Origin of the sequence: Bacteroides luhongzhouii, assembly GCF_009193295.2 — a bacterium.
GTDB classification, from domain to species: domain Bacteria; phylum Bacteroidota; class Bacteroidia; order Bacteroidales; family Bacteroidaceae; genus Bacteroides; species Bacteroides luhongzhouii.
In genome coordinates, this window is the sequence record NZ_CP059973.1 from 467,054 (window position 1) to 486,305 (window position 19,252).

Sequence of the window (19,252 nt, forward strand, 5' to 3'; positions counted from 1 at the left end):
ACGGTGAGGATGTTTGAGAATTACTTCATCTTATACACCAGTGTACCACCTTTTACAATATCTTCATGCGGGATTGTTTTCTTCGTATATGGTTCACCATTCAATGTAATACTATCCACATATTTATGTTCTTTCGATAAATTCTCTGCAACAATTGTGAAGGTCTTGCCATCAGCCAAGTACAAAGTCATCTTCGGCAACTGTGGAGCACCGAATACATATTCCGCACTCACCGGATCTACCGGATAGAATCCCATCGCACTAAGCATATACCAGGCAGACATCTGTCCGCAATCATCATTTCCGCAAAGTCCGTCGGGTTTGTTCTTATATTGAGTATCAAATATTTCACGAACTAATTCCTGTGTACGTTCCGGACGACCAGCCAATGCATACAAATAAGTAACATGATGACTTGGTTCATTGCCGTGAGCATACTGTCCGATCAATCCGGTAACATCTGATAAACTCTCGCCTTCTAGCTCAACTGTAAACAATGAGTCTAATTTATTCAGGAAAGGCTTTTCACCGCCAAACAACTGGATTAATCCCGGTACATCATGCTGTACATGCCAAGTATATTGCCATGCGTTTCCTTCCGTATAATCTCCACCAATACTCTCTGAATGCGCCAACGCACTTGGATTAAACGGAGCTTTCCAAGTTCCGTCCGCCTTACGCGGGCGCATGAACTTCGTCTCCGGATCGAATAGATTCTTATAATAGTCAGCACGTTTCGCAAAATAAGCGGCATCTTCCTCTTTGCCCATACGTCGTGCCATATCGGCAGCAGCATAATCATCATATACCGATTCTAAAGTAGAAGATACAGATTCTGCTTTTATCAGGTCTGTCGGGAAATAACCATATTTTGTATAAACTTCCCAATCAGACTTCAACGGATGAGATACGGTCTGCGTCTTCTTTATTATATTGAAAGCACGTTCAGCGTCAAAGCCACGGAAGCCTTTGCGATAAGCCTCGGCTATAACTGATACGCCGTGATTACCAATCATACAGAAATTCTCTTTACCCCACAATCCCCATATAGGTAGGAAACCTTGCACTTCGCCCTGTTCGATGAGAGAATTCACAAAACCGTCCACACGTTCGGGAATCACCAATGTATAAAACGGATGAGCTGCACGGTAAGTATCCCACAAAGAGAATGTAGAATAGAAAGTACCTGTTCCGGCTTTTACAATAGAGTCGGCGGCATTGCGATACATACCATCCACATCTGATATCTGATTGGGTTGAATCAACGCATGATAGAAACAAGTGTAGAAATTCGTTTTTTCATCATCGGTACCCTCTATTTCAATACGGCTCAAATAGTTATTCCATTCATTGTGGGCGGCAGTTCTTACTCCTTCAAAATCCCAAGCAGGAATTTCTGCCTCCAGATTTTTTTTAGCCCCATCTATGCTGGTGGTGGAAAGAGCCACTTTCATCACCAACTCGTCCCCCGGTTGCATGTCAAAAGAGGCAATGATGCGTTTTCCTTTTTCTGTTTCGCCCATCGGAAGATAAAGTGAATCGACTACCGGACGGTTGAATTTCATCACAAAGAAATAATCCTGATTGACCCATACCGTGTTATTGACATGTCCTGTCAGTGTTTGAGCATCTTCCCAGTTTACTTCACAACTGTTGACTTGTGAGTGATATTGCTCTTCTCTCCATGCAGGACCATGTTGCAAGTCAATCAATATAGAGGCAGAATCAGCCTTGTGATAAGTATAGCGGTGAAGGGCAGCATGGATGGAGGCAGTCAGTTCCGCTTTTACTAGTGGATCAGAAAGCTCTGCTGTGTAATATCCCGGAGTAGCCGCTTCTTTATCTTTAGAGAAATGACTGCGATAGGCATCCCACGCACGTACACGTGTACCTGTGACCGGCATCACCAAAATATCACCTAAATCCATACACCCCGTTCCATTCAGATGTGTTTGAGTAAATCCCCAAATCAAGGAATCCTCATAAACATATTCAGAACAATAGCGCCAACCGACCGCTCCCGTCACAGGACTGGTTTGTATCATACCGAAAGGATAGCATGCGCCGGGAAATGTATGACCATTATCAGCAGCCCCAATAAAGGTATTAACGTATTGAGTATAATCCTTTGTTTCCGTCTTTTCAGTCGGAGTACAGGAAGAATAAAAAAACAAGCCTGCTAAAACTGCGGCCATAAAAAGGTTTTTTCTTCTCATTATAATTAGATTGTTAAGTTAATGTCGCATTACATATGCTGATATTTATTTAATTTTTCACGATAATAGCTTTCTACATCTTTCCAATGATAATAAGGAGCTACATCTGTTTTTACCGGTTGCGGTAAGTTTGTTCAGAGAGTCAGCTTTCAATAAGGTCTGTTTTGGAAAACGATAATCATTCGGATCAATCAAATATCGTGAACCATGACGCATATAGGTGCTTATATAAAAAGGCTCGTACCCTTTAGGAGCAGCTGTCTGCTTGGCAGTAGGGGTAGGATATGCATAATAATTATTAGCGGATAAATATCGGTTTACGTTGATCTCTTCACGAGCAGTTTGCGCCTGTACCGTCCATACGAACAAGAGCAGTAAAAGAACAGAGGTGAGTTTTCTCATAATATGATTATTCTATGTATTAATAGTTGTGCCACAAAATTAGAGAATTCTTCTCATTTAAAAGGATTAGATACAGACAAATATACTTAAATCTTACAGAAAAGAAGCTCCTATTTATGTGGATTCGCTGTGATAAAACAAAAATTCGTACGACTTATTGAATAAATATCAACTCAATTATTTATCTTTGTTAGCTTAATAACAAGCTGACGCAAAAACAATAAGTATATAATGAAAGATTTCTTGAAATTTACACTTGCCACGGTGACAGGTATCATTTTGTCAAGTATTGTATTATTTATAATCAGCATGGTAACGCTGTTTGGCATCATGTCCGCTTCGGACACGGAAACAATCGTAAAAAAGAATTCCGTAATGATGCTCGACTTAAACGGAACGTTAGTTGAACGTACGCAAGAAGATCCGCTAGGTATTTTATCACAGTTGTTTGGTGACGAATCTAACACGTACGGGCTGGACGATATTCTCTCTTCCATCCGGAAGGCTAAAGAAAACGAAAACATCAAAGGAATTTATTTGCAAGCAAGTTCATTAGGTACCTCCTATGCTTCCTTACAAGAAATCCGTAACGCACTGCTCGACTTCAAAGAGAGTGGAAAGTTCGTCATTGCTTATGCCGACTCCTATACACAAGGGCTTTATTATCTTTCCAGCGCAGCCGATAAGGTGCTGCTCAATCCCAAAGGAATGATTGAATGGAGAGGTATCGCTTCCGCTCCCCTGTTCTACAAAGACCTGCTACAAAAAATAGGAGTTGAGATGCAGGTATTCAAGGTGGGAACTTACAAATCTGCCGTGGAGCCGTTTATTGCAACAGAGATGAGCCCTGCCAATCGCGAACAAGTGACAGCATTTATCACTTCCATCTGGGGACAGGTGACGGAGGGGGTTTCTGCCTCCCGCAATATTCCAATAGATTCTCTGAATGTTTATGCCGATCGCATGTTAATGTTCTATCCGTCAGAAGAGAGTGTAAAGTGCGGATTGGCTGATACCTTGATTTATCGCAATGATGTGCGCAATTATCTTAAAAAACTGGTAGAGATAGATGAGGATGACAATCTCCCGATAGTAGGATTAAGCGACATGATGAACGTAAAGAAGAATGTGCCAAAAGACAAGAGCGGCAATATCGTGGCCGTTTATTACGCATCCGGTGAAATTACAGACTATCCGGGTTCCGCGACTTCCGAGGACGGGATTGTTGGTTCAAAAGTCATTCGTGACCTGCGCAAATTGAAAGATGACAATGATGTAAAAGCTGTTGTACTCCGTATCAATTCTCCGGGAGGAAGTGCTTTTGCTTCAGAACAAATCTGGCATGCAGTGAAAGAGTTGAAAACAAAGAAGCCGGTCATTGTCTCTATGGGTGATTATGCCGCGTCAGGAGGTTACTATATCTCTTGCGTTGCCGACACGATTGTTGCAGAGCCTACTACCCTGACCGGTTCTATCGGAATCTTCGGTATCATTCCTAATGTAAAAGGGTTGACTGATAAAATCGGTTTAAGTTATGATGTAGTTAAGACGAATAAATATGCTGATTTCGGGAATATCATGCGCCCGTTCAACGAGGATGAAAAATCATTGCTTCAAATGATGATTACCGAAGGATACGACACCTTTGTTAGCCGTTGTGCCGAAGGACGTCACATGACAAAGGAAGCGATCGAAAAGATTGCCGAAGGCCGTGTATGGACCGGGGAAACTGCTAAAAAGTTAGGATTGGTAGACGAGTTAGGCGGCATTGACAAGGCTTTGGATATTGCCGTGGCAAAAGCCGGTATCGAGGGCTACACCGTTGTTTCTTATCCTGCAAAACAAGATTTCTTTTCTTCCCTGCTTGATACGAAACCAACGAATTATGTAGAATCGCAATTGCTGAAAAGTAAGTTAGGTGAGTTCTACCAACAATTCGGTTTACTAAAGAATCTGCAAGAACAATCCATGATTCAGGCGCGTATTCCGTTCGAACTGAATATTAAATAAACTGTCATACATGGACGAACACTTTATAAAGATACATAAGTGGCTCTACCCTGCCTCCTGGCTCTACGGAGCAGCGGTAATGATGAGAAATAAACTCTTTGACTGGGAAGTGCTCCAATCAAAGAGTTTTGATATACCTATCATCAGCGTAGGTAATCTCTCTGTTGGAGGAACAGGGAAAACTCCGCACACTGAATATCTGATAAAGTCTCTCTGTAATCAATATAATGTAGCTGTATTAAGTCGGGGGTACAAACGGCATACGAAAGGTTATGTGCTGGCGACTCCGGAAAGTACGGCAAGAAGCATTGGTGACGAACCCTACCAGATGCATCAGAAATTCCCGTCTGTCACAGTAGCCGTCGACGAAAAGCGTTGTCATGGCATAGAAAAGCTACTTGCATTGCAAAAGCCTTCGATAGATGTTATTCTGTTGGATGATGCTTTCCAGCACCGATATGTCAAACCGGGATTGAGTATTCTGTTAACGGATTATCACCGGCTGTTCTGTGACGACACCTTGCTCCCCGCAGGACGACTTCGTGAACCAATTAACGGCAAAAACCGGGCACAAATCGTTATTGTCACCAAATGTCCACAGGACATCAAACCTATTGATTATAATATTATCACGAAACGACTGAACCTTTATCCATATCAACAGTTATTTTTCTCATCGTTCCGGTATGGCAACCTGCAACCGGTATTTCCTATGATGGTTCCGGACACAGATACCACTTCGGCAAACAATGAAATTGATTTGTCCTCGCTGACAAATACAGATATATTATTGATGACCGGAATTGCCTCACCGGCTCCCATTCTTGAAAGACTGAAAGATTGCACCAAACAAATAGATTTGCTATCGTTTGACGATCATCATAATTTCAGCCATCGGGATATACAGCTTATCAAAGAACGGTTTCATAGGCTGAAAGGAGAACATCGGTTGATTATTACCACCGAAAAAGATGCAACACGCCTGATTAACCATCCGGCTTTGGACAAGGAATTGAAACCATTTATCTATGCCTTGCCTATTGAAATAGAAATATTACAGAATCAACAAGATAAATTTAACCAACATATTATTGACTATGTTAGAGAAAATACAAGAAACCGCAGCTTATCTGAAAGGTAAGATGCATACCAGCCCGGAAACAGCCATTATTCTTGGCACCGGACTTGGCAGTTTGGCAAACGAAATCACCGAGAAGTATGAAATAAAGTATTCGGATATCCCGAACTTCCCGGTATCTACCGTCGAAGGTCATAGCGGTAAGCTGATTTTCGGCAAACTAGGCAATAAGGATATCATGGCTATGCAAGGACGTTTCCACTATTACGAGGGTTATTCGATGAAAGAAGTGACTTTCCCTGTACGTGTAATGCGCGAATTAGGAATCAAAACCTTGTTTGTGTCCAACGCCAGTGGCGGAACAAATGCAGACTTCGAAATCGGCGATTTGATGATTATCACTGACCATATCAACTATTTCCCCGAACATCCGCTTCGTGGAAAAAATATCCCCTATGGTCCTCGTTTCCCGGACATGAGCGAAGCATACAGCAAGGAACTGATCCGTAAAGCCGATGAGATTGCCAAAGAAAAAGGAATTAAAGTACAACACGGAATATACATCGGCACACAAGGTCCTACCTTCGAAACTCCTGCCGAATATAAACTATTCCATATCCTTGGCGCCGACGCTGTTGGTATGTCTACCGTTCCGGAAGTAATTGTAGCCAATCATTGTGGCATCAAAGTATTTGGCATTTCCGTCATTACCGACTTGGGAGTAGAAGGAAAAATCGTAGAAGTAACGCACGAAGAAGTTCAGAAAGCAGCCGATGCCGCTCAACCGAAAATGACAACAATCATGCGCGAACTTATCAACCGTGCCTAAACAATCACCCCGATTTATGAGAACTGAAATAGCATCTCTCGGTGAGTTTGGTCTGATTGACCGCCTCACCGAGGGAATCAAACTAGAAAATGAATCCAGTAAATATGGAGTAGGCGACGATGCCGCCGTTCTCTCCTATCCTTCAGAAAAGCAAGTATTGGTAACAACCGACCTGCTTATGGAAGGCGTACATTTTGACTTGACTTATGTTCCTTTGAAACATTTGGGATATAAATCAGCAGTAGTTAATTTCTCCGATATTTATGCCATGAACGGCACTCCCCGGCAGATTACGGTATCTCTTGGCCTTTCCAAGCGTTTCAGCGTAGAAGATATGGACGAGCTTTATTCCGGTATCCGCCTAGCCTGCCAACAATATAATGTCGACATTGTGGGAGGTGATACTACTTCCTCCCTTACAGGGCTTGCTATCAGCATCACTTGTATCGGCGATGCTGACAAGGATAAAGTGGTTTACCGCAATGGAGCAAAAGAAACTGACTTGATCTGCGTCAGCGGTGATCTGGGAGCATCCTATATGGGTTTACAACTATTGGAGCGCGAGAAAGTCGTACTAAAAGGAGATAAAGACATTCAACCGGATTTCACCGGCAAAGAATACTTGTTAGAACGCCAGTTAAAACCGGAAGCACGTAAGGATATCATAGAGAAACTAGCTGCCGCCAATATTGTCCCAACCTCTATGATGGATATTTCTGATGGTCTATCATCAGAATTGATGCATATCTGCCGACAAAGCAATGCCGGTTGCCGTGTGTACGAAGAACATATTCCGATCGATTATCAGACGGCTGTTATGGCTGAAGAGTTTAACATGAATCTGACGACTTGCGCCTTGAATGGCGGAGAAGATTATGAACTACTCTTTACCGTTTCTATCGCCGATCATGAGAAAGTATCACAAATGGAAGGAGTGCGCCTCATCGGGCATATCACCAAACCTGAACTTGGCTGTGCATTAATTACCCGTGACGGCCAGGAATTCGAACTAAAAGCACAGGGTTGGAATCCATTAAAGGAAGATAAACAATAGATTTCATTATATACTTGAAATATTTTTCATTATATACAACACTGATAATAAGCCAACTAGCTTTTTATCAGTGTTTTTTATTTCCAGAAGGCTTGCAGAATCCAAAAGTTTCACTACCTTTGCAACCGCAAAAGAGATATTACCGGACCAAACAACTACAAGGTGCCATAGCTCAGTTGGTAGAGCAAAGGACTGAAAATCCTTGTGTCCCCGGTTCGATTCCTGGTGGCACCACTTTTCAAGAAAGAAAAACGATGTAAATCCCTGAATTTCAAAGAAGTTCAGGGATTTTTCATTTCCAAGAATAAGCAAAATAAGTGGGATTGAAGCAGGCTATACGTCCTTATTCGGGGTCAATGTAAAAAACAGGTTGAAGTGTTAAAAAACTACCCGAGTGTGAGATTCTTTTTAGGCGCATAGCTTGGAGAGTCTGAACAGAAAGAATGGGATATCAGTAACGCCTCGGAATTGACTTCTGAATGCCTTGACTTTTGCGTTGAAAGATTCAGCGCCGGCATTGGTGGAACGGTTGACAAAGTAATTCAGGATTGTGTCATAGTGGTTGCGGAATGTTTCTGTAACAGTGCGGAATTGGCCTCCGGCCATTTTCTCCACTTTGTCGTACCATCGGGCAAGATTCAGCCGGGCAGTGTCCTTATCAACTTTTTGGTTGAATATGCGGGTGAGGTCCATGGCAAGATCATACGCGTGTTTCAGCTCGGGATAAAATTCAAAAATGATGTCGGCTCTCCATTGCTGGGACTTCGTCCATTTGGAGGCATGTTTTGTCAGAATGTATTTGGCACGTGCAAGGAGCTGTTTCCGGGTGTCGCCGTTGGCATAACGGTAAGGAACATACGGAATGCCCTCCCTGCGACAGCGTGCAATCTCTTCGTTTTCAATATCCCTTGCCATCCACCGCAGAGATATCCGCAGCTCGTCTATGGCATCGTAGTAGAGTTTATGGACATGAAAACGGTCGTTGGTCACGATGGCTTTGGGGAATGACCGACGGGCTATGAGCATCATGGATGACGAAAGGTCGAGCGTTATCTCTCTTACCGTCTTTCGTCTGGCAGAAGATATCTTCTCAAGAACTGCAATGACCGTTTCAGCCCTGGTACCACGTATCGCCGCAACAAGCGCGCCCTTCCCGCCGTGAGCGTCACGGTTGGTGACAAAGGTATAGAGCTCGCCGCAGCTGAGCGAAGACTCGTCGATGGCCAGGTTCGGACCGATGTTCTGCGGATATAGCACGTACCCATCGGCGTGACACAGCTGCTTCCACTGCCTGTAGCCACTGAAAATCTCCTTATACTGCCGCGATAGGTTGGAGCCATTTACACCGTAATGAGCACCGATTGAGCGTATGCTCTCAGGGGTGGATTCAATCCTCCTCTTTTAAAAAAGCAACGAACTCAGGGGTCAGGCGGCTGCCTTCTTCCGTCAGATCGTAGTCATAGGTAAAGATACTCCCGTCTTCCATGTCGCGCCACTTACGCCGTCGCACATGCAAGTATACCGCCTTCCCGCGAATCGGAAAATCCTGTATCACACGTTCTTCGGTAAAGCCATATTCGCGGACAGTACCCTTCTTGTAATCTTCGCGAGACATATAACCACGCTCGTCAAGCCAGTAATCCAGCCGTTCGTACGTTTCCTCGTAGTTGACAAACTCAAAGTTGGCCGTGATAATCTCCGGAAAGATTGTTTTTAATATCTGCCATTGTTTCATACCGCAAAGTTAGCAAGACTATCACATTTTAACAACCTGTTTTTTACATTGACCCCTTATTCGGGGGACGGTTTTAGAAAGCCTCAAATGTTCCACAATAGAATAGCTACTTCATTCTTTTACAACCTGTTGCACTATTTTACATAACAGGGTTTCCGGTTCGATTTCCTAACTTTGTATCATTAAAAATTGGACAGGATGGAAAGAAAAAGATTCAGTGTTTTGTTCTTTATCAAGAGAAGCAAACTGTTAAAAAACGGAGAAGCACCCGTGCGTGTGCGTGTCACTTATGACCGCTTATATGTGGAACTTCAACTAAAACGGAGTATCAAAGTCCCACTTTGGTCGCAAGATAAAGAGAAGTCAATAGGCAAAGACCGTAATTCCGTAGAACTAAACCACTATATTGACGCTTTGCGTGTAAAGTTCTACCAAATTTACCAAGATTTGGAACTGGAGGGAAAGATTATCTCTGCCCGTGCTATAGTAAACCGTTATCAGGGGAAAGACGAGACATCCAAGACATTATACAATGTATTCAAAGAGCATAACGATAACTGCCGGAAGCTAATCGGAACGGACTATGCCGACATCACTGTAAGACGCTACGATAATTGCCTTAAATATCTCATGGAACTGGTTAAACGGGATTACAAGGTAGATGATATGCTACTGCGTGAGGTAAACGGGGAACTGGTGCGCAAATTCGATTTATACCTAAAGACGGAGAAACATTGCGCACAAAATACCGTTATCCGGTACATGAAATGCTTCAAGAAAGTGATAAACCTTGCCATTGCCAACGAGTGGTTAACGAAAAATCCGTTTGCCGGAATCAAGTTTCACGAAGTCGAAGTAAACAAAGAGTTCCTCACCCAAGCCGAGATAAACAAGATTTGGCACAAAGAGTTCAAGATAGAACGATTGGAACTGGTGCGGGATGTCTTTATTTTCTGTGTGTACACCGGGTTGGCGTTCATAGATGTGTATAATTTGCGTTCTGAACATATTTCAGAGGATAGCAACGGTAATTTGTGGATAGTGAAAGCCCGTGAAAAAACAAGCAACCTTTGTAATATTCCGCTTTTGAGCATCCCTAAACAGATACTTGAAAAGTATAGGGATAACCCGTACTGCCTTGACAAAGGGGCTTTACTTCCTGTGCCTTGCAATCAGAAAATGAACAGTTACTTAAAAGAGATTGCCGACCTTTGCGGAATTAAAAAGAATCTGACCACGCACACAGCCCGGCATAGCTTCGCATCCGTCATTGCGCTGGCTAACAACGTGTCGCTGCCGAATGTGGCTAAAATGCTGGGGCATTCATCCACGCGAATGACACAACATTATGCGAAGGTATTAGACCAAACGATATTAAGAGATATGCAAGCCGTTGAAAAGCACCTTTCAGTATAATCACAATCAAAGCCGGCAATACTGTTTTTAAATAAAACGAGATTGCCGGCTTTCAATCAACCTATAAATCAAGAAAACAAGATAGCAATATTTCAAGATGTCAAGCTATCACTATTTTAAACCTGGACTTCGGGAATGTCTATCCAACAATTCCATGATGTCACTTTCCCGGTAGATTATCTTTCCCGGAAGCTGTACATATCCCAGCATCCCCGTATCCCTGTAATCCTGCAAAGTACGTTTGCTGATACACAGCTTTTTGCAGACTTCCTCACCCGTCAGGTAGTGTTCGCCGTTCAACACCGGGCGATAGTTCGTTACCATGTTTTCCACATTTTCCAGCACCCTGTCAAGGGATGAAAACAATACCAGCGTGGCATCGGAATCTTTCGTAATCAAATCCATACGTTTTATTTTTTAGAATTGTTATTCACTTGGTTCTGTATAAAGGCATCCACATCCGAAGCCTTATAGTAAATCTTTCCGTTAATCTGCGAATAAGGCAGTTTCCCAGTATCACGGTAGGTTTGCATCGTTCGGGCTGATACGTTCAGCAAACGGCAGGTGTCGCAGTTATCCAGCCAATTAACCCGTTTCTTACGGGAACAGAGCGCATCCATACGCCGGATAAAGGTTTCAAACTTCTGCTGCCAAAGCTCGAATGTTTTCTTTTCAATGGTTACTATTTCCATATTCTGACTTGTTTTTGTTATTACTTCGTTTTTCTTATTTGATGCAAATATATATGCTTGAATAATAGCTTGTTGCTGCTTGTCCGCTCATGTCTTTTCATTTGTGCCATTGACCGGTATCAGTGTTCCAATGATAACGGAAACTGCAAGAAAATAAGAGAAAGAGCGAAATTTGCCGGTAGCTTTTCATTCTCTTAAAATAAATAAGGTGGAGAACACAAACGAACTTATTATAACCCGATATTAATGTGGTGCAGGGCGCAGCAAAGCGATTCCAAACGCCTGACGCTTTGTTTTTTACCGTTTTTTCTTATTTTATTTGTGGTGCTAATTCAAAAAACAAAGCACTATGAACAATCCATTCGAAGAAATTTTCAAGCGGCTGGAAAACATCGAAAAGATGATTTCTCCCGTAGTCGGCACACAGCCCAACGAACAGGTCGAAAAAGAGCCTGTGTTAGTCAAAATATCTGTTGCCAGCAGCATAACCGGATATTCCGTTAATTACCTCTACCATTTAGCTGCCAGCGGAGCGATACCATGTGTCAAGCGTGGACGTTCCTTGCGTTTTGATATGGACGAGTTGAAAAGGTGGATACAACAGCAATATGTTCCGGCTTCTAACAGGCTTTCCGATGAAAAAGAAAAGAGATAACGAAGCGGAGCGCATTGAGGGCAAACTATCCAAAAACGAGCGTATCGAAAGGCAGCTTAACGTCCTGTATGACTTCCGGTTTAATACCGTGAAAAGCCGGACGGAATACCGGGCAGCAAATACCTCCGGCTTGTACCAGCCTGTTACGAAGTTCGCTTTGAACTCGTTCAGGCGCAGGCTGGATGTTACCGCAGGCGTTTCCACCTCTGCCGACAACATCCGTATGATACTGGAAAGTGATTTTGCCGAGAAAGTGCATCCTATACGGGAATATTTCACTGCCCTGCCCTTACTGAATCCCGCCAAAGATGGATATATCAAAAGACTGCTCGATACGGTACAGGTAGCCAATCCCGATAAATGGGAAGAATATTTCACGAAATGGCTTGTCGGCGTGGTAGCCAATGCGATGAACGACACAGGATGTCAAAACCATACCTGTTTAGTCCTGACCGGTGACAGACAGGGACAGTTCAAAACATGGTGGCTGGATAACCTTTGCCCGCCCCCGTTAAAGAACTACCTCTTTACAGGTAAGATAGACCCGCAAGGCAAGGACATCCTCACACTGATAGCCGAATACCTGTTTATCAACATTGACGACCAGCTAAAGGAACTCAACAAGCAGAATGAAAATACCTTAAAGAACTTGATTACCACCCCGGCAGTCAAGTACCGCAGACCATATGATATTTACATAGAGGAATACCCGCACTTAGCCAGTTTCATGGCTTCGGTGAATGGCAACGAGTTTTTGACCGACCCGACAGGCAGCAGGCGTTTTTTGCCGTTTGAAGTCCTGCACATCGACAAGCCGACAGTGGAAAGCATCTGCATGGATAACGTCTATTCGGAAATCATGTACCTGTACCGGCAGGGTGTGCGTTACTGGTTCAATGATGCGGAGATTGAAAAACTGCATCTAACGAATGCAGCGTTTGAGGTGCAGACAATTGAGTTTGAGATGCTGATGCAGTATTTTGAGAAGCCAAGCGATGAAGAAGAAAGCCTTTTCTTTATGACAACGGCGCAAATCCTCACCCGTTTGCGGGAAGTATGCCCTATGCAGTTATCAGAAAAACGGTTAGGCGAAGCATTGCGTAAAGCCGGATTCAAACGGGTACAAAAACGCATTCATAGCAGCAATTATTCGGTATATGGGTACAGGATAAAGCATGTTTTAGTACCCTACACTGATAACGATTATGGTTAACACAATCGTTTTAAAGTTGGCTGCTACTGCATGCAGTAACTAGCTCAAAACATCTTACTGCGTTCTATTTATTGAATATCAGCAATTTATATAGCACGCAGTAAGCAGTAAGATAAAATCCTGAACTTTTGGGAATTTTTCAGAAAAAAGGAAATAAGAAAACAAAGTAGGTAATATTTCTATCTTTTATAGGGAAATAACTTACTTATCTTACTGCATAGAACATAATCCCTTGAAAAAAAAGAAAATAGGCGTAGTAAGCAGGTTGTTTTTCTTCTTACTCTTTTCTTACTTCATTACTGCAATTTACAAACATTCAAAAAATAAAGATTATGACTTATAAGGAAGCTAACGACATAAGTATCAAGGATTATTTGGAATCACTCGGCATTCTGCCCGTAGTGGACAAGTTTTATTACGGCATGTACCACAGCCCGTTCCGTCAGGATGATACGCCCAGTTTCAAGGTCGATTACGGCGTGAACCTATGGTGTGACTTTGGAACAGGCGAGGGCGGTTCGCTCATCGACCTTGTGATGAAGCAATACGGCTGCAACGCTTACGGGGCTATCTGCCGGCTGGAACAGGGAAACGGCAAATCTTTTTCTTTTCAAGGGAAAGAACTTTCGGAAAGAAATCCAACAGATGAAAGGAAGCGACCCGGCAACCCGGTAGAAATCCGCAAAATCCAGCCGTTGCAGAACCCGGCACTCATAGATTATTTGAAAAGCCGGAATATTCCCCCTGAAATGGCAGCGCACCATGTGCAGGAAATGTATTACCGTATCGGTGACAAATCCTATTTTGCGCTTGCTTTCAAGAACGATGCCGGAGGGTATGAGCTTCGCAATTCCCGTTTCAAGGGCAGCACATCCCCCAAAGACATTACCCACATACGACAGCCGGGGAAATCGAATGATACCTGTTTCGTATTCGAGGGAGTTATGGACTATCTTTCTTTTATAGCCATCCGGCAGAAGACCAACCCTGTCTATCCCTGTCTTGACTGGCAGGATTATGTTATTCTGAACTCGACCGCCAACGTGGATAAAGCTCTATACCCTTTAGCCGACTACGAGAAAATACATTGTCTTTTGGATAATGACGAAGCAGGACGCAAAGCCGTAGAAGCCATACAAAAGGAATACAGTTGGCATGTGCGTGATTCATCCTATCTGTATAGTGAATGCAAGGACTTGAACGATTACCTGTGCGGGAAGAAGTTCAGCCAGCAAACGGATAGGATGCAACAGGTAGCCAAACAATCACAACCGGAGAAGCAAACACAGCCAGTCAAGCATCAACAGCCGGAAGAGAAAAACAGACAATCTCCCGGTGAAAAAAGAAAAAGGGGCAGGCGATTGTAACCGGTAGGACAGGCACAATGTACCAACGACAAGCGGTGTGATTTTGGAGAGCAAGGTTATGTTTCGGTAGACCGAAACCCTTTGCTTTGCTCATCGCAAAGGGAAATTTCTCCCGTTGGTCGCAATTTCTAAGATACTACCTAAAAAGCAAAAACGTATGACAGAGATAAGACACAAGTCAGGAGGTCGCCCGGCAAAGAACCGGATAGACAAACAAAAACGGGTAGTCAGTACAAAGCTGACAGAGTTACAGTATTACGCTATCAAGAAGCGAGCCGGGGAATCCGGTCTGCCTATTAGCGAATACGTCCGGCAAGCGGTTGTTTCGGCAGAGGTAATACCCCGGCTGAACAGACAGGATGCAGACACTATCCGCAAATTGGCAGGAGAAGCCAACAACCTCAACCAGCTTGCACACCGTGCCAATGCAGGAGGGTTTGCGCTCGTGGCTGTGGAGCTTGTGAAACTGAAAAACAGGATTATTGAAATCATAAACCAGTTATCGGATGATTGGAAAAATAAAAAAGGGAAGCGGATTTAAAGGCTGTGTGAACTATGTACTTGGCAAGGAACAGGCAGCTTTGCTTCATGCGGAGGGAGTATTAGCCGAAAGTAAGCAGGACATTATCCGTAGTTTCTGTATGCAAACAGAAATGAATCCCGGTTTGAAGAAGCCAGTCGGACATATTGCGCTAAGTTATTCGGCAGTGGATGCCCCAAAACTAACAGACGAGAAAATGATACAGTTGGCACAGGAGTACATGCGTGAAATGAAAATCACCGATACGCAATATATTATCGTGCGGCATCAAGACCGGGAGCATCCGCATGTGCATATCGTATTCAACCGGATAGATAATAACGGTAAAACCATTTCAGACAGCAACGATATGTACCGGAACGAGCAAGTTTGCAAAAAGCTGAAAGAAAAACACGGACTGTATTTTGCCAAAGGGAAAGAACAGGTGAAACAACATCGTCTAAAAGAGCCGGACAAAACGAAATATAAGATTTACACGGCTGTAAAGAATGAAATCAGAAAATCAAGGAACTGGCAGCAGTTACAGGAGCAGTTAACGGAAAAAGGAATCAGCATTCAGTTCAAACACAAAGGGCAGACGGATGAGATACAGGGTATTTCCTTTTCCAAAGGTGAATACACGTTCAAAGGCTCGGAGATTGACCGCATTTTCAGTTTTTCCAAATTGGATAAATATTTCAGGAATGCAAGGTTGACAACAGCCGGAAGCAACAAGCAAACGATTACCCCACAAACACAGGAACCAGCAATAAACAAAAGTGATAATTCGCTACTGGTAGGTTTAGACGGTTTGTTTTCCGTTTCCTCCTCTCCGGTTGATGAAACGCCTGACAATCCCGATTTGAGAAAGAAGAAGAAAAAAAAGAAACGACAATTTAAGTTATAAGCGTATGGAAGAAAATTTGATTTTAGAGGGGCTTCTCTCTATGGTTACGGAACTGAAAGAGAAGCAGGAACAACAGGTGACACCAGCCAGCCGGGAGGAAACGATAAACCGACTGGATGTTATCGAGCAGCGTATTTTGGAACTACAGAGAAAGCCTGCCATTCCTGAAAACATAGTGCAGGAGATTTTAAGTCAAATCGCCAGTATCAAGCAAGGACAGTCCGAGAACCAAAAACAAGACCTTGAAGATATAAAGGGGCTTATCGTAGCTTCACACAGGTATTTCAAGGAGAAAGTAAAGATATTGTTTCCGGCTAACACACAACAATTGGAAAAGATAGAACCCAGTTCTTTATATGACAAAATTCTAAACCTGATTACTCCCTACTTAAAACCTAAATACTTTCTTTTTTCATCAGGAATACTCATTTGCCTTATATCGTTAGTCCTGAATATCCGCTTTGCGGAACGGATGCAGCAGTTACAAGACAATGATATAAAATACCGTTATCTCCTGATGAAAGGAAAGGCAGACGGAAGCAGCTTCGATTTGCTGGAAATGAATTTCAGCCGGAAACGGGATAATGCTTTTATTCAAAGCGTAACAGATACGGTTATAGATTTTGAATATCGTAGCCGTAAGCAAGCGGAAGCGTTGGAACGTGCAAGGCTGTTGGACGAGCAAGCCAAACAGTTAAAAAAGGAAGCGGATAAGTTAGGAAAACCATAGAAAAAAGAGAGCCGGAGTAAGTGATACCCACCACTCCGGCTTATCTGTCTTACTTCTTTTCCCCGAACTGCTTTTCAAAGTTACGGAGCATGACCGCATTAAACCGTTCCTTGATGAACTTCCGTACATCCGAAGCCCGGTAATAGACTTTTCCACTAATCAACATATAGGGAAGCTCGTTTTTGCTTCGCAGCCGTTGCAATGTTCTGATACTCACTTTGAATAACAGGCATAAATCCTGATTATCCAGCAGGTTATCATCTTCGGGCATCACCTTACCGGCATTACGCAATACCCGTACATCCTTGCAAAGCTCATCCAATTTATCAAATAGCTTTTGCATCCATTCTTTGAAATCGTAGTTTTCTATATACATATTTGCTTCATTTTTCAGATTATACATTCTCGTTTGTCAATCGATTGATGAAGCAAAGTTCAGAAAACCAGCGCAAAGAAATTACGGGGTAGTACATGGAATCCCCTATAAATTGAAACTAAGTCATTGATTATCTATATCCTTTTTTATCATGTTCGTTTCGGATAAGGTCAGCCAATCCATTAAGAAATTCGGTCAGCTTGCCCGGCTTTCGCTTTATTACGTCCTCATGCTTTTGGTGATAGTCTTTCAGTTGAATGTTAAACACCCATTCAAAGGCTTTAGACAAGTCGGACAAGAAAGCTGGTTTTCCATTTTTATAGACGATACGTTTGGAAAGGAATAAACCGCTGATAATTTCCATTATATCAATCAGATTTGTTTTGTCTGCCAAATAAAGAGGGGAAAAAGGTTGTTTGTTAAAGTGTGATTTGAATTGCTCCGGGTACTTGATACGCCATTCCACAAGGCGTATTTCATTGTTCAGTAGCCCAATCGCTTCATCAATAAGATACAAATAAGGCATTTTTTTCTTGCTCAAACCGCACATGATACGATTTAAGTCTATACAATCCGAAAGAAAGGTAGCGTAGTAAAACGCTATTATTCTGTTCATTGATACTAAAATCAGCCAAGTGAATAGCCAATTCCTCAATAGCTTCCATAAACTCTGATACGGAAACTTTACGTTGTGAGCATTCCGATAATAATCGAAAGAAACTCAAATCTGATATTTTGTTCATACAATAGAAATACTAAATGTTTTTTTATTAAGCACATATATTTGTCATCCCATTAAATAGCATTCAAGTGAAGCTATTGAATAAAAAACATTCCCAGCATTGTGAGCTTCTAATTTTTGTGCATCTAAGCAAGAAGTTACCCATGAAGCAGATAAACATCGTATTCCAACTTCCCTACAAGACACAATATCTGAAACTGTATCACCTATATATATCATTTCATCCGGTTGTAATTTATAATCTGCGAGCAGTTCCCTAAAATTCTCTGCTTTATTATTTTTGAAAGGATTTCCAGTTTTTACTTTATCAAAACACGTGTCCATATTAAATTGACGTAATGTTATCGCACAGCTCTTTTCTCCTTTTCCTGTAACCAAAGCAATAAGAATAGATTTCTTTTTTAACTTCTCAATCAGTTCTGTTATACCGTCAAAAGGACGAGGGCACATTATATGCATTTGTTCGTATATCACGTAGAAGTCATCCAAAGCATTTTCCCCATTATAACCAACAAGTTTTTTTATCATCCCTTTTTCATTTAACCCAAAAGTTTCTAAAATATCATTTTCGGATACATCATTAAGAGTAACATAGGGAGTTACTGCCTTTTTTAAGGCTTTGAGGCACATGGGAATTGTATCTCCGATTGTACCGTCTAAATCAAAGGCTACTAATTTAATCATAACCTTACATTTGATTGATTTTCCGTATCACCCGGCAAGGATTTCCTACCGCCAAGCTATTTGCCGGAATATCTTTGGTTACAACACTTCCTGCACCAATCACACATTTTTGCCCTATTGTCACTCCCGGTAAAATAATTACTCCACCGCCAATCCAGCAGCCATCCTCTATCATGACAGGGAGGGCAAAAGTTCGACGGACATATTTACAGCCATCCGGGGTTTCTGTCAATACAAGCCGTTCATTAAACTCTACTGGGTGAGTTGCCGTATAGATTTGCACATTAGGTGCTACCAGTACATTGTTCCCTATGGTAATCTTATTGCAATCGACAAATGTACAACCGGTATTTACAGTGACATTATCACCGATATGTATATTGCATCCATAATCACATATAAACGAATGACCGACAGAAACATTTGCACCTATGCTTCCAAACATTTCCTTTAGTAAGGCATATTTTTCAGTCTTTTGGTCATACGGCAAAGAATTGTATTTCATCAACAAGTGATGAGCTTTACTTTTCAAATCCATAAAAAATGGGTCGTGGCAATCATACCATTCACCAGCCAAACATTTTTCCATTTCAGTTTTCATAAGCTATAATTTTAAATATGTTGCA

The 19,252-nt window shown here is 42.3% G+C and carries 22 protein-coding genes and 1 tRNA gene; 12 read left to right on the top strand and 11 right to left on the bottom strand.

Annotated elements, in window-relative coordinates; genetic code table 11:
- Positions 1 to 20 precede the first annotated feature (20 nt).
- Entirely contained in the window at positions 21 to 2,216 is a 2,196-nt protein-coding gene (locus tag GD631_RS01700; protein WP_143260499.1) for a GH92 family glycosyl hydrolase, read from the bottom strand.
- 57 nt (positions 2,217 to 2,273) lie between these two features.
- Positions 2,274 to 2,618 (bottom strand): hypothetical protein, encoded by a 345-nt coding sequence (locus GD631_RS01705; protein ID WP_223225947.1) that lies wholly within the window; start codon positions 2,616 to 2,618, stop codon positions 2,274 to 2,276.
- A gap of 231 nt (positions 2,619 to 2,849) precedes the next feature.
- Here GD631_RS01705 and sppA point away from each other — a divergent pair, with 231 nt between their 5' ends.
- The 5 genes from sppA (at position 2,850) to GD631_RS01730 (ending at position 7,823) form a co-directional block, all read left to right on the top strand.
- Entirely contained in the window at positions 2,850 to 4,628 is a 1,779-nt protein-coding gene (sppA, locus tag GD631_RS01710; RefSeq protein ID WP_143260503.1) for a signal peptide peptidase SppA, read from the top strand.
- A 10-nt stretch (positions 4,629 to 4,638) separates the two neighbouring features.
- Positions 4,639 to 5,769 (top strand): tetraacyldisaccharide 4'-kinase, encoded by a 1,131-nt coding sequence (gene lpxK / locus GD631_RS01715; protein WP_143260508.1) that lies wholly within the window; start codon positions 4,639 to 4,641, stop codon positions 5,767 to 5,769.
- Positions 5,726 to 6,535, top strand: a complete 810-nt coding sequence (locus GD631_RS01720) for a purine-nucleoside phosphorylase (RefSeq protein ID WP_087323630.1) — start codon at positions 5,726 to 5,728, stop codon at positions 6,533 to 6,535. Before lpxK ends, GD631_RS01720 begins: the two co-directional genes overlap by 44 nt.
- A 16-nt stretch (positions 6,536 to 6,551) precedes the next feature.
- Complete coding sequence (thiL, locus tag GD631_RS01725) at positions 6,552 to 7,589, top strand: thiamine-phosphate kinase (protein WP_143260512.1); 1,038 nt, start codon at positions 6,552 to 6,554, stop codon at positions 7,587 to 7,589.
- Positions 7,590 to 7,750: 161 nt separating this feature from the next.
- Positions 7,751 to 7,823, top strand: a tRNA-Phe gene (locus GD631_RS01730).
- Positions 7,824 to 7,997: 174 nt separating this feature from the next.
- Here GD631_RS01730 and GD631_RS01735 read toward each other — a convergent pair.
- Complete coding sequence (locus GD631_RS01735; RefSeq protein ID WP_425321961.1) at positions 7,998 to 8,981, bottom strand: ISAon1 family transposase; 984 nt, start codon at positions 8,979 to 8,981, stop codon at positions 7,998 to 8,000.
- Positions 8,977 to 9,324 carry an ISAon1 family transposase N-terminal region protein gene (locus GD631_RS01740; RefSeq protein ID WP_143260734.1) on the bottom strand — a complete coding sequence of 116 codons (348 nt, stop codon included), beginning with the start codon at positions 9,322 to 9,324 and terminating at the stop codon, positions 8,977 to 8,979. Before GD631_RS01740 ends, GD631_RS01735 begins: the two co-directional genes overlap by 5 nt.
- A 198-nt stretch (positions 9,325 to 9,522) precedes the next feature.
- On the opposite strand from GD631_RS01740, the gene GD631_RS01745 reads away from it, so the two are divergent.
- On the top strand, positions 9,523 to 10,740 hold the full coding sequence (locus GD631_RS01745) for a site-specific integrase (protein ID WP_143260272.1): 1,218 nt from the start codon (positions 9,523 to 9,525) through the stop codon (positions 10,738 to 10,740).
- Between the two features lie 111 nt (positions 10,741 to 10,851).
- On the opposite strand, the gene GD631_RS01750 is transcribed toward GD631_RS01745, so the two are convergent.
- Positions 10,852 to 11,145, bottom strand: coding sequence for a helix-turn-helix domain-containing protein (locus GD631_RS01750; protein WP_143260271.1), 294 nt, complete (start codon positions 11,143 to 11,145; stop codon positions 10,852 to 10,854).
- Positions 11,146 to 11,150: 5 nt separating this feature from the next.
- Positions 11,151 to 11,432, bottom strand: a complete 282-nt coding sequence (locus tag GD631_RS01755; protein WP_143260270.1) for a helix-turn-helix domain-containing protein — start codon at positions 11,430 to 11,432, stop codon at positions 11,151 to 11,153.
- Between the two features lie 349 nt (positions 11,433 to 11,781).
- On the opposite strand from GD631_RS01755, the gene GD631_RS01760 reads away from it, so the two are divergent.
- The 6 genes from GD631_RS01760 (at position 11,782) to GD631_RS01785 (ending at position 16,824) form a co-directional block, all read left to right on the top strand.
- Entirely contained in the window at positions 11,782 to 12,087 is a 306-nt protein-coding gene (locus GD631_RS01760; RefSeq protein WP_143260269.1) for a helix-turn-helix domain-containing protein, read from the top strand.
- Positions 12,068 to 13,300 carry a virulence-associated E family protein gene (locus GD631_RS01765; protein WP_143260268.1) on the top strand — a complete coding sequence of 411 codons (1,233 nt, stop codon included), beginning with the start codon at positions 12,068 to 12,070 and terminating at the stop codon, positions 13,298 to 13,300. Before GD631_RS01760 ends, GD631_RS01765 begins: the two co-directional genes overlap by 20 nt.
- 332 nt (positions 13,301 to 13,632) lie before the next feature.
- On the top strand, positions 13,633 to 14,667 hold the full coding sequence (locus GD631_RS01770) for a DUF8464 domain-containing protein (RefSeq protein WP_143260267.1): 1,035 nt from the start codon (positions 13,633 to 13,635) through the stop codon (positions 14,665 to 14,667).
- A gap of 157 nt (positions 14,668 to 14,824) precedes the next feature.
- A complete protein-coding gene (locus GD631_RS01775) occupies positions 14,825 to 15,208 on the top strand; it encodes a MobC family plasmid mobilization relaxosome protein (RefSeq protein ID WP_143260266.1) in 384 nt (127 codons plus the stop codon).
- Positions 15,174 to 16,094, top strand: a complete 921-nt coding sequence (locus GD631_RS01780; protein ID WP_143260265.1) for a relaxase/mobilization nuclease domain-containing protein — start codon at positions 15,174 to 15,176, stop codon at positions 16,092 to 16,094. The genes GD631_RS01775 and GD631_RS01780 overlap by 35 nt, the downstream gene beginning before the upstream one ends.
- Before the next feature lie 4 nt (positions 16,095 to 16,098).
- Positions 16,099 to 16,824, top strand: coding sequence for a hypothetical protein (locus GD631_RS01785; RefSeq protein ID WP_143260264.1), 726 nt, complete (start codon positions 16,099 to 16,101; stop codon positions 16,822 to 16,824).
- 49 nt (positions 16,825 to 16,873) lie between these two features.
- On the opposite strand, the gene GD631_RS01790 is transcribed toward GD631_RS01785, so the two are convergent.
- The 5 genes from GD631_RS01790 to GD631_RS01805 all read right to left on the bottom strand — a co-directional run bounded on the left by GD631_RS01790 (position 16,874) and on the right by GD631_RS01805 (position 19,227).
- Positions 16,874 to 17,200 carry a helix-turn-helix domain-containing protein gene (locus GD631_RS01790; RefSeq protein WP_143260263.1) on the bottom strand — a complete coding sequence of 109 codons (327 nt, stop codon included), beginning with the start codon at positions 17,198 to 17,200 and terminating at the stop codon, positions 16,874 to 16,876.
- A 130-nt stretch (positions 17,201 to 17,330) separates the two neighbouring features.
- The gene (locus tag GD631_RS01795; RefSeq protein ID WP_143260262.1) at positions 17,331 to 17,750 is read right to left on the bottom strand and encodes an RteC domain-containing protein; all 420 of its coding nucleotides are present in this window, start codon (positions 17,748 to 17,750) and stop codon (positions 17,331 to 17,333) included.
- The gene (locus GD631_RS22095) at positions 17,704 to 17,943 is read right to left on the bottom strand and encodes a hypothetical protein (protein ID WP_143260261.1); all 240 of its coding nucleotides are present in this window, start codon (positions 17,941 to 17,943) and stop codon (positions 17,704 to 17,706) included. Before GD631_RS22095 ends, GD631_RS01795 begins: the two co-directional genes overlap by 47 nt.
- A 44-nt stretch (positions 17,944 to 17,987) precedes the next feature.
- Positions 17,988 to 18,626: an HAD family hydrolase gene (locus tag GD631_RS01800; RefSeq protein ID WP_143260260.1), complete on the bottom strand. Its 639-nt coding sequence runs from the start codon at positions 18,624 to 18,626 to the stop codon at positions 17,988 to 17,990.
- Between the two features lie 4 nt (positions 18,627 to 18,630).
- The gene (locus tag GD631_RS01805) at positions 18,631 to 19,227 is read right to left on the bottom strand and encodes a sugar O-acetyltransferase (RefSeq protein ID WP_143260259.1); all 597 of its coding nucleotides are present in this window, start codon (positions 19,225 to 19,227) and stop codon (positions 18,631 to 18,633) included.
- Positions 19,228 to 19,252: the final 25 nt, after the last annotated feature.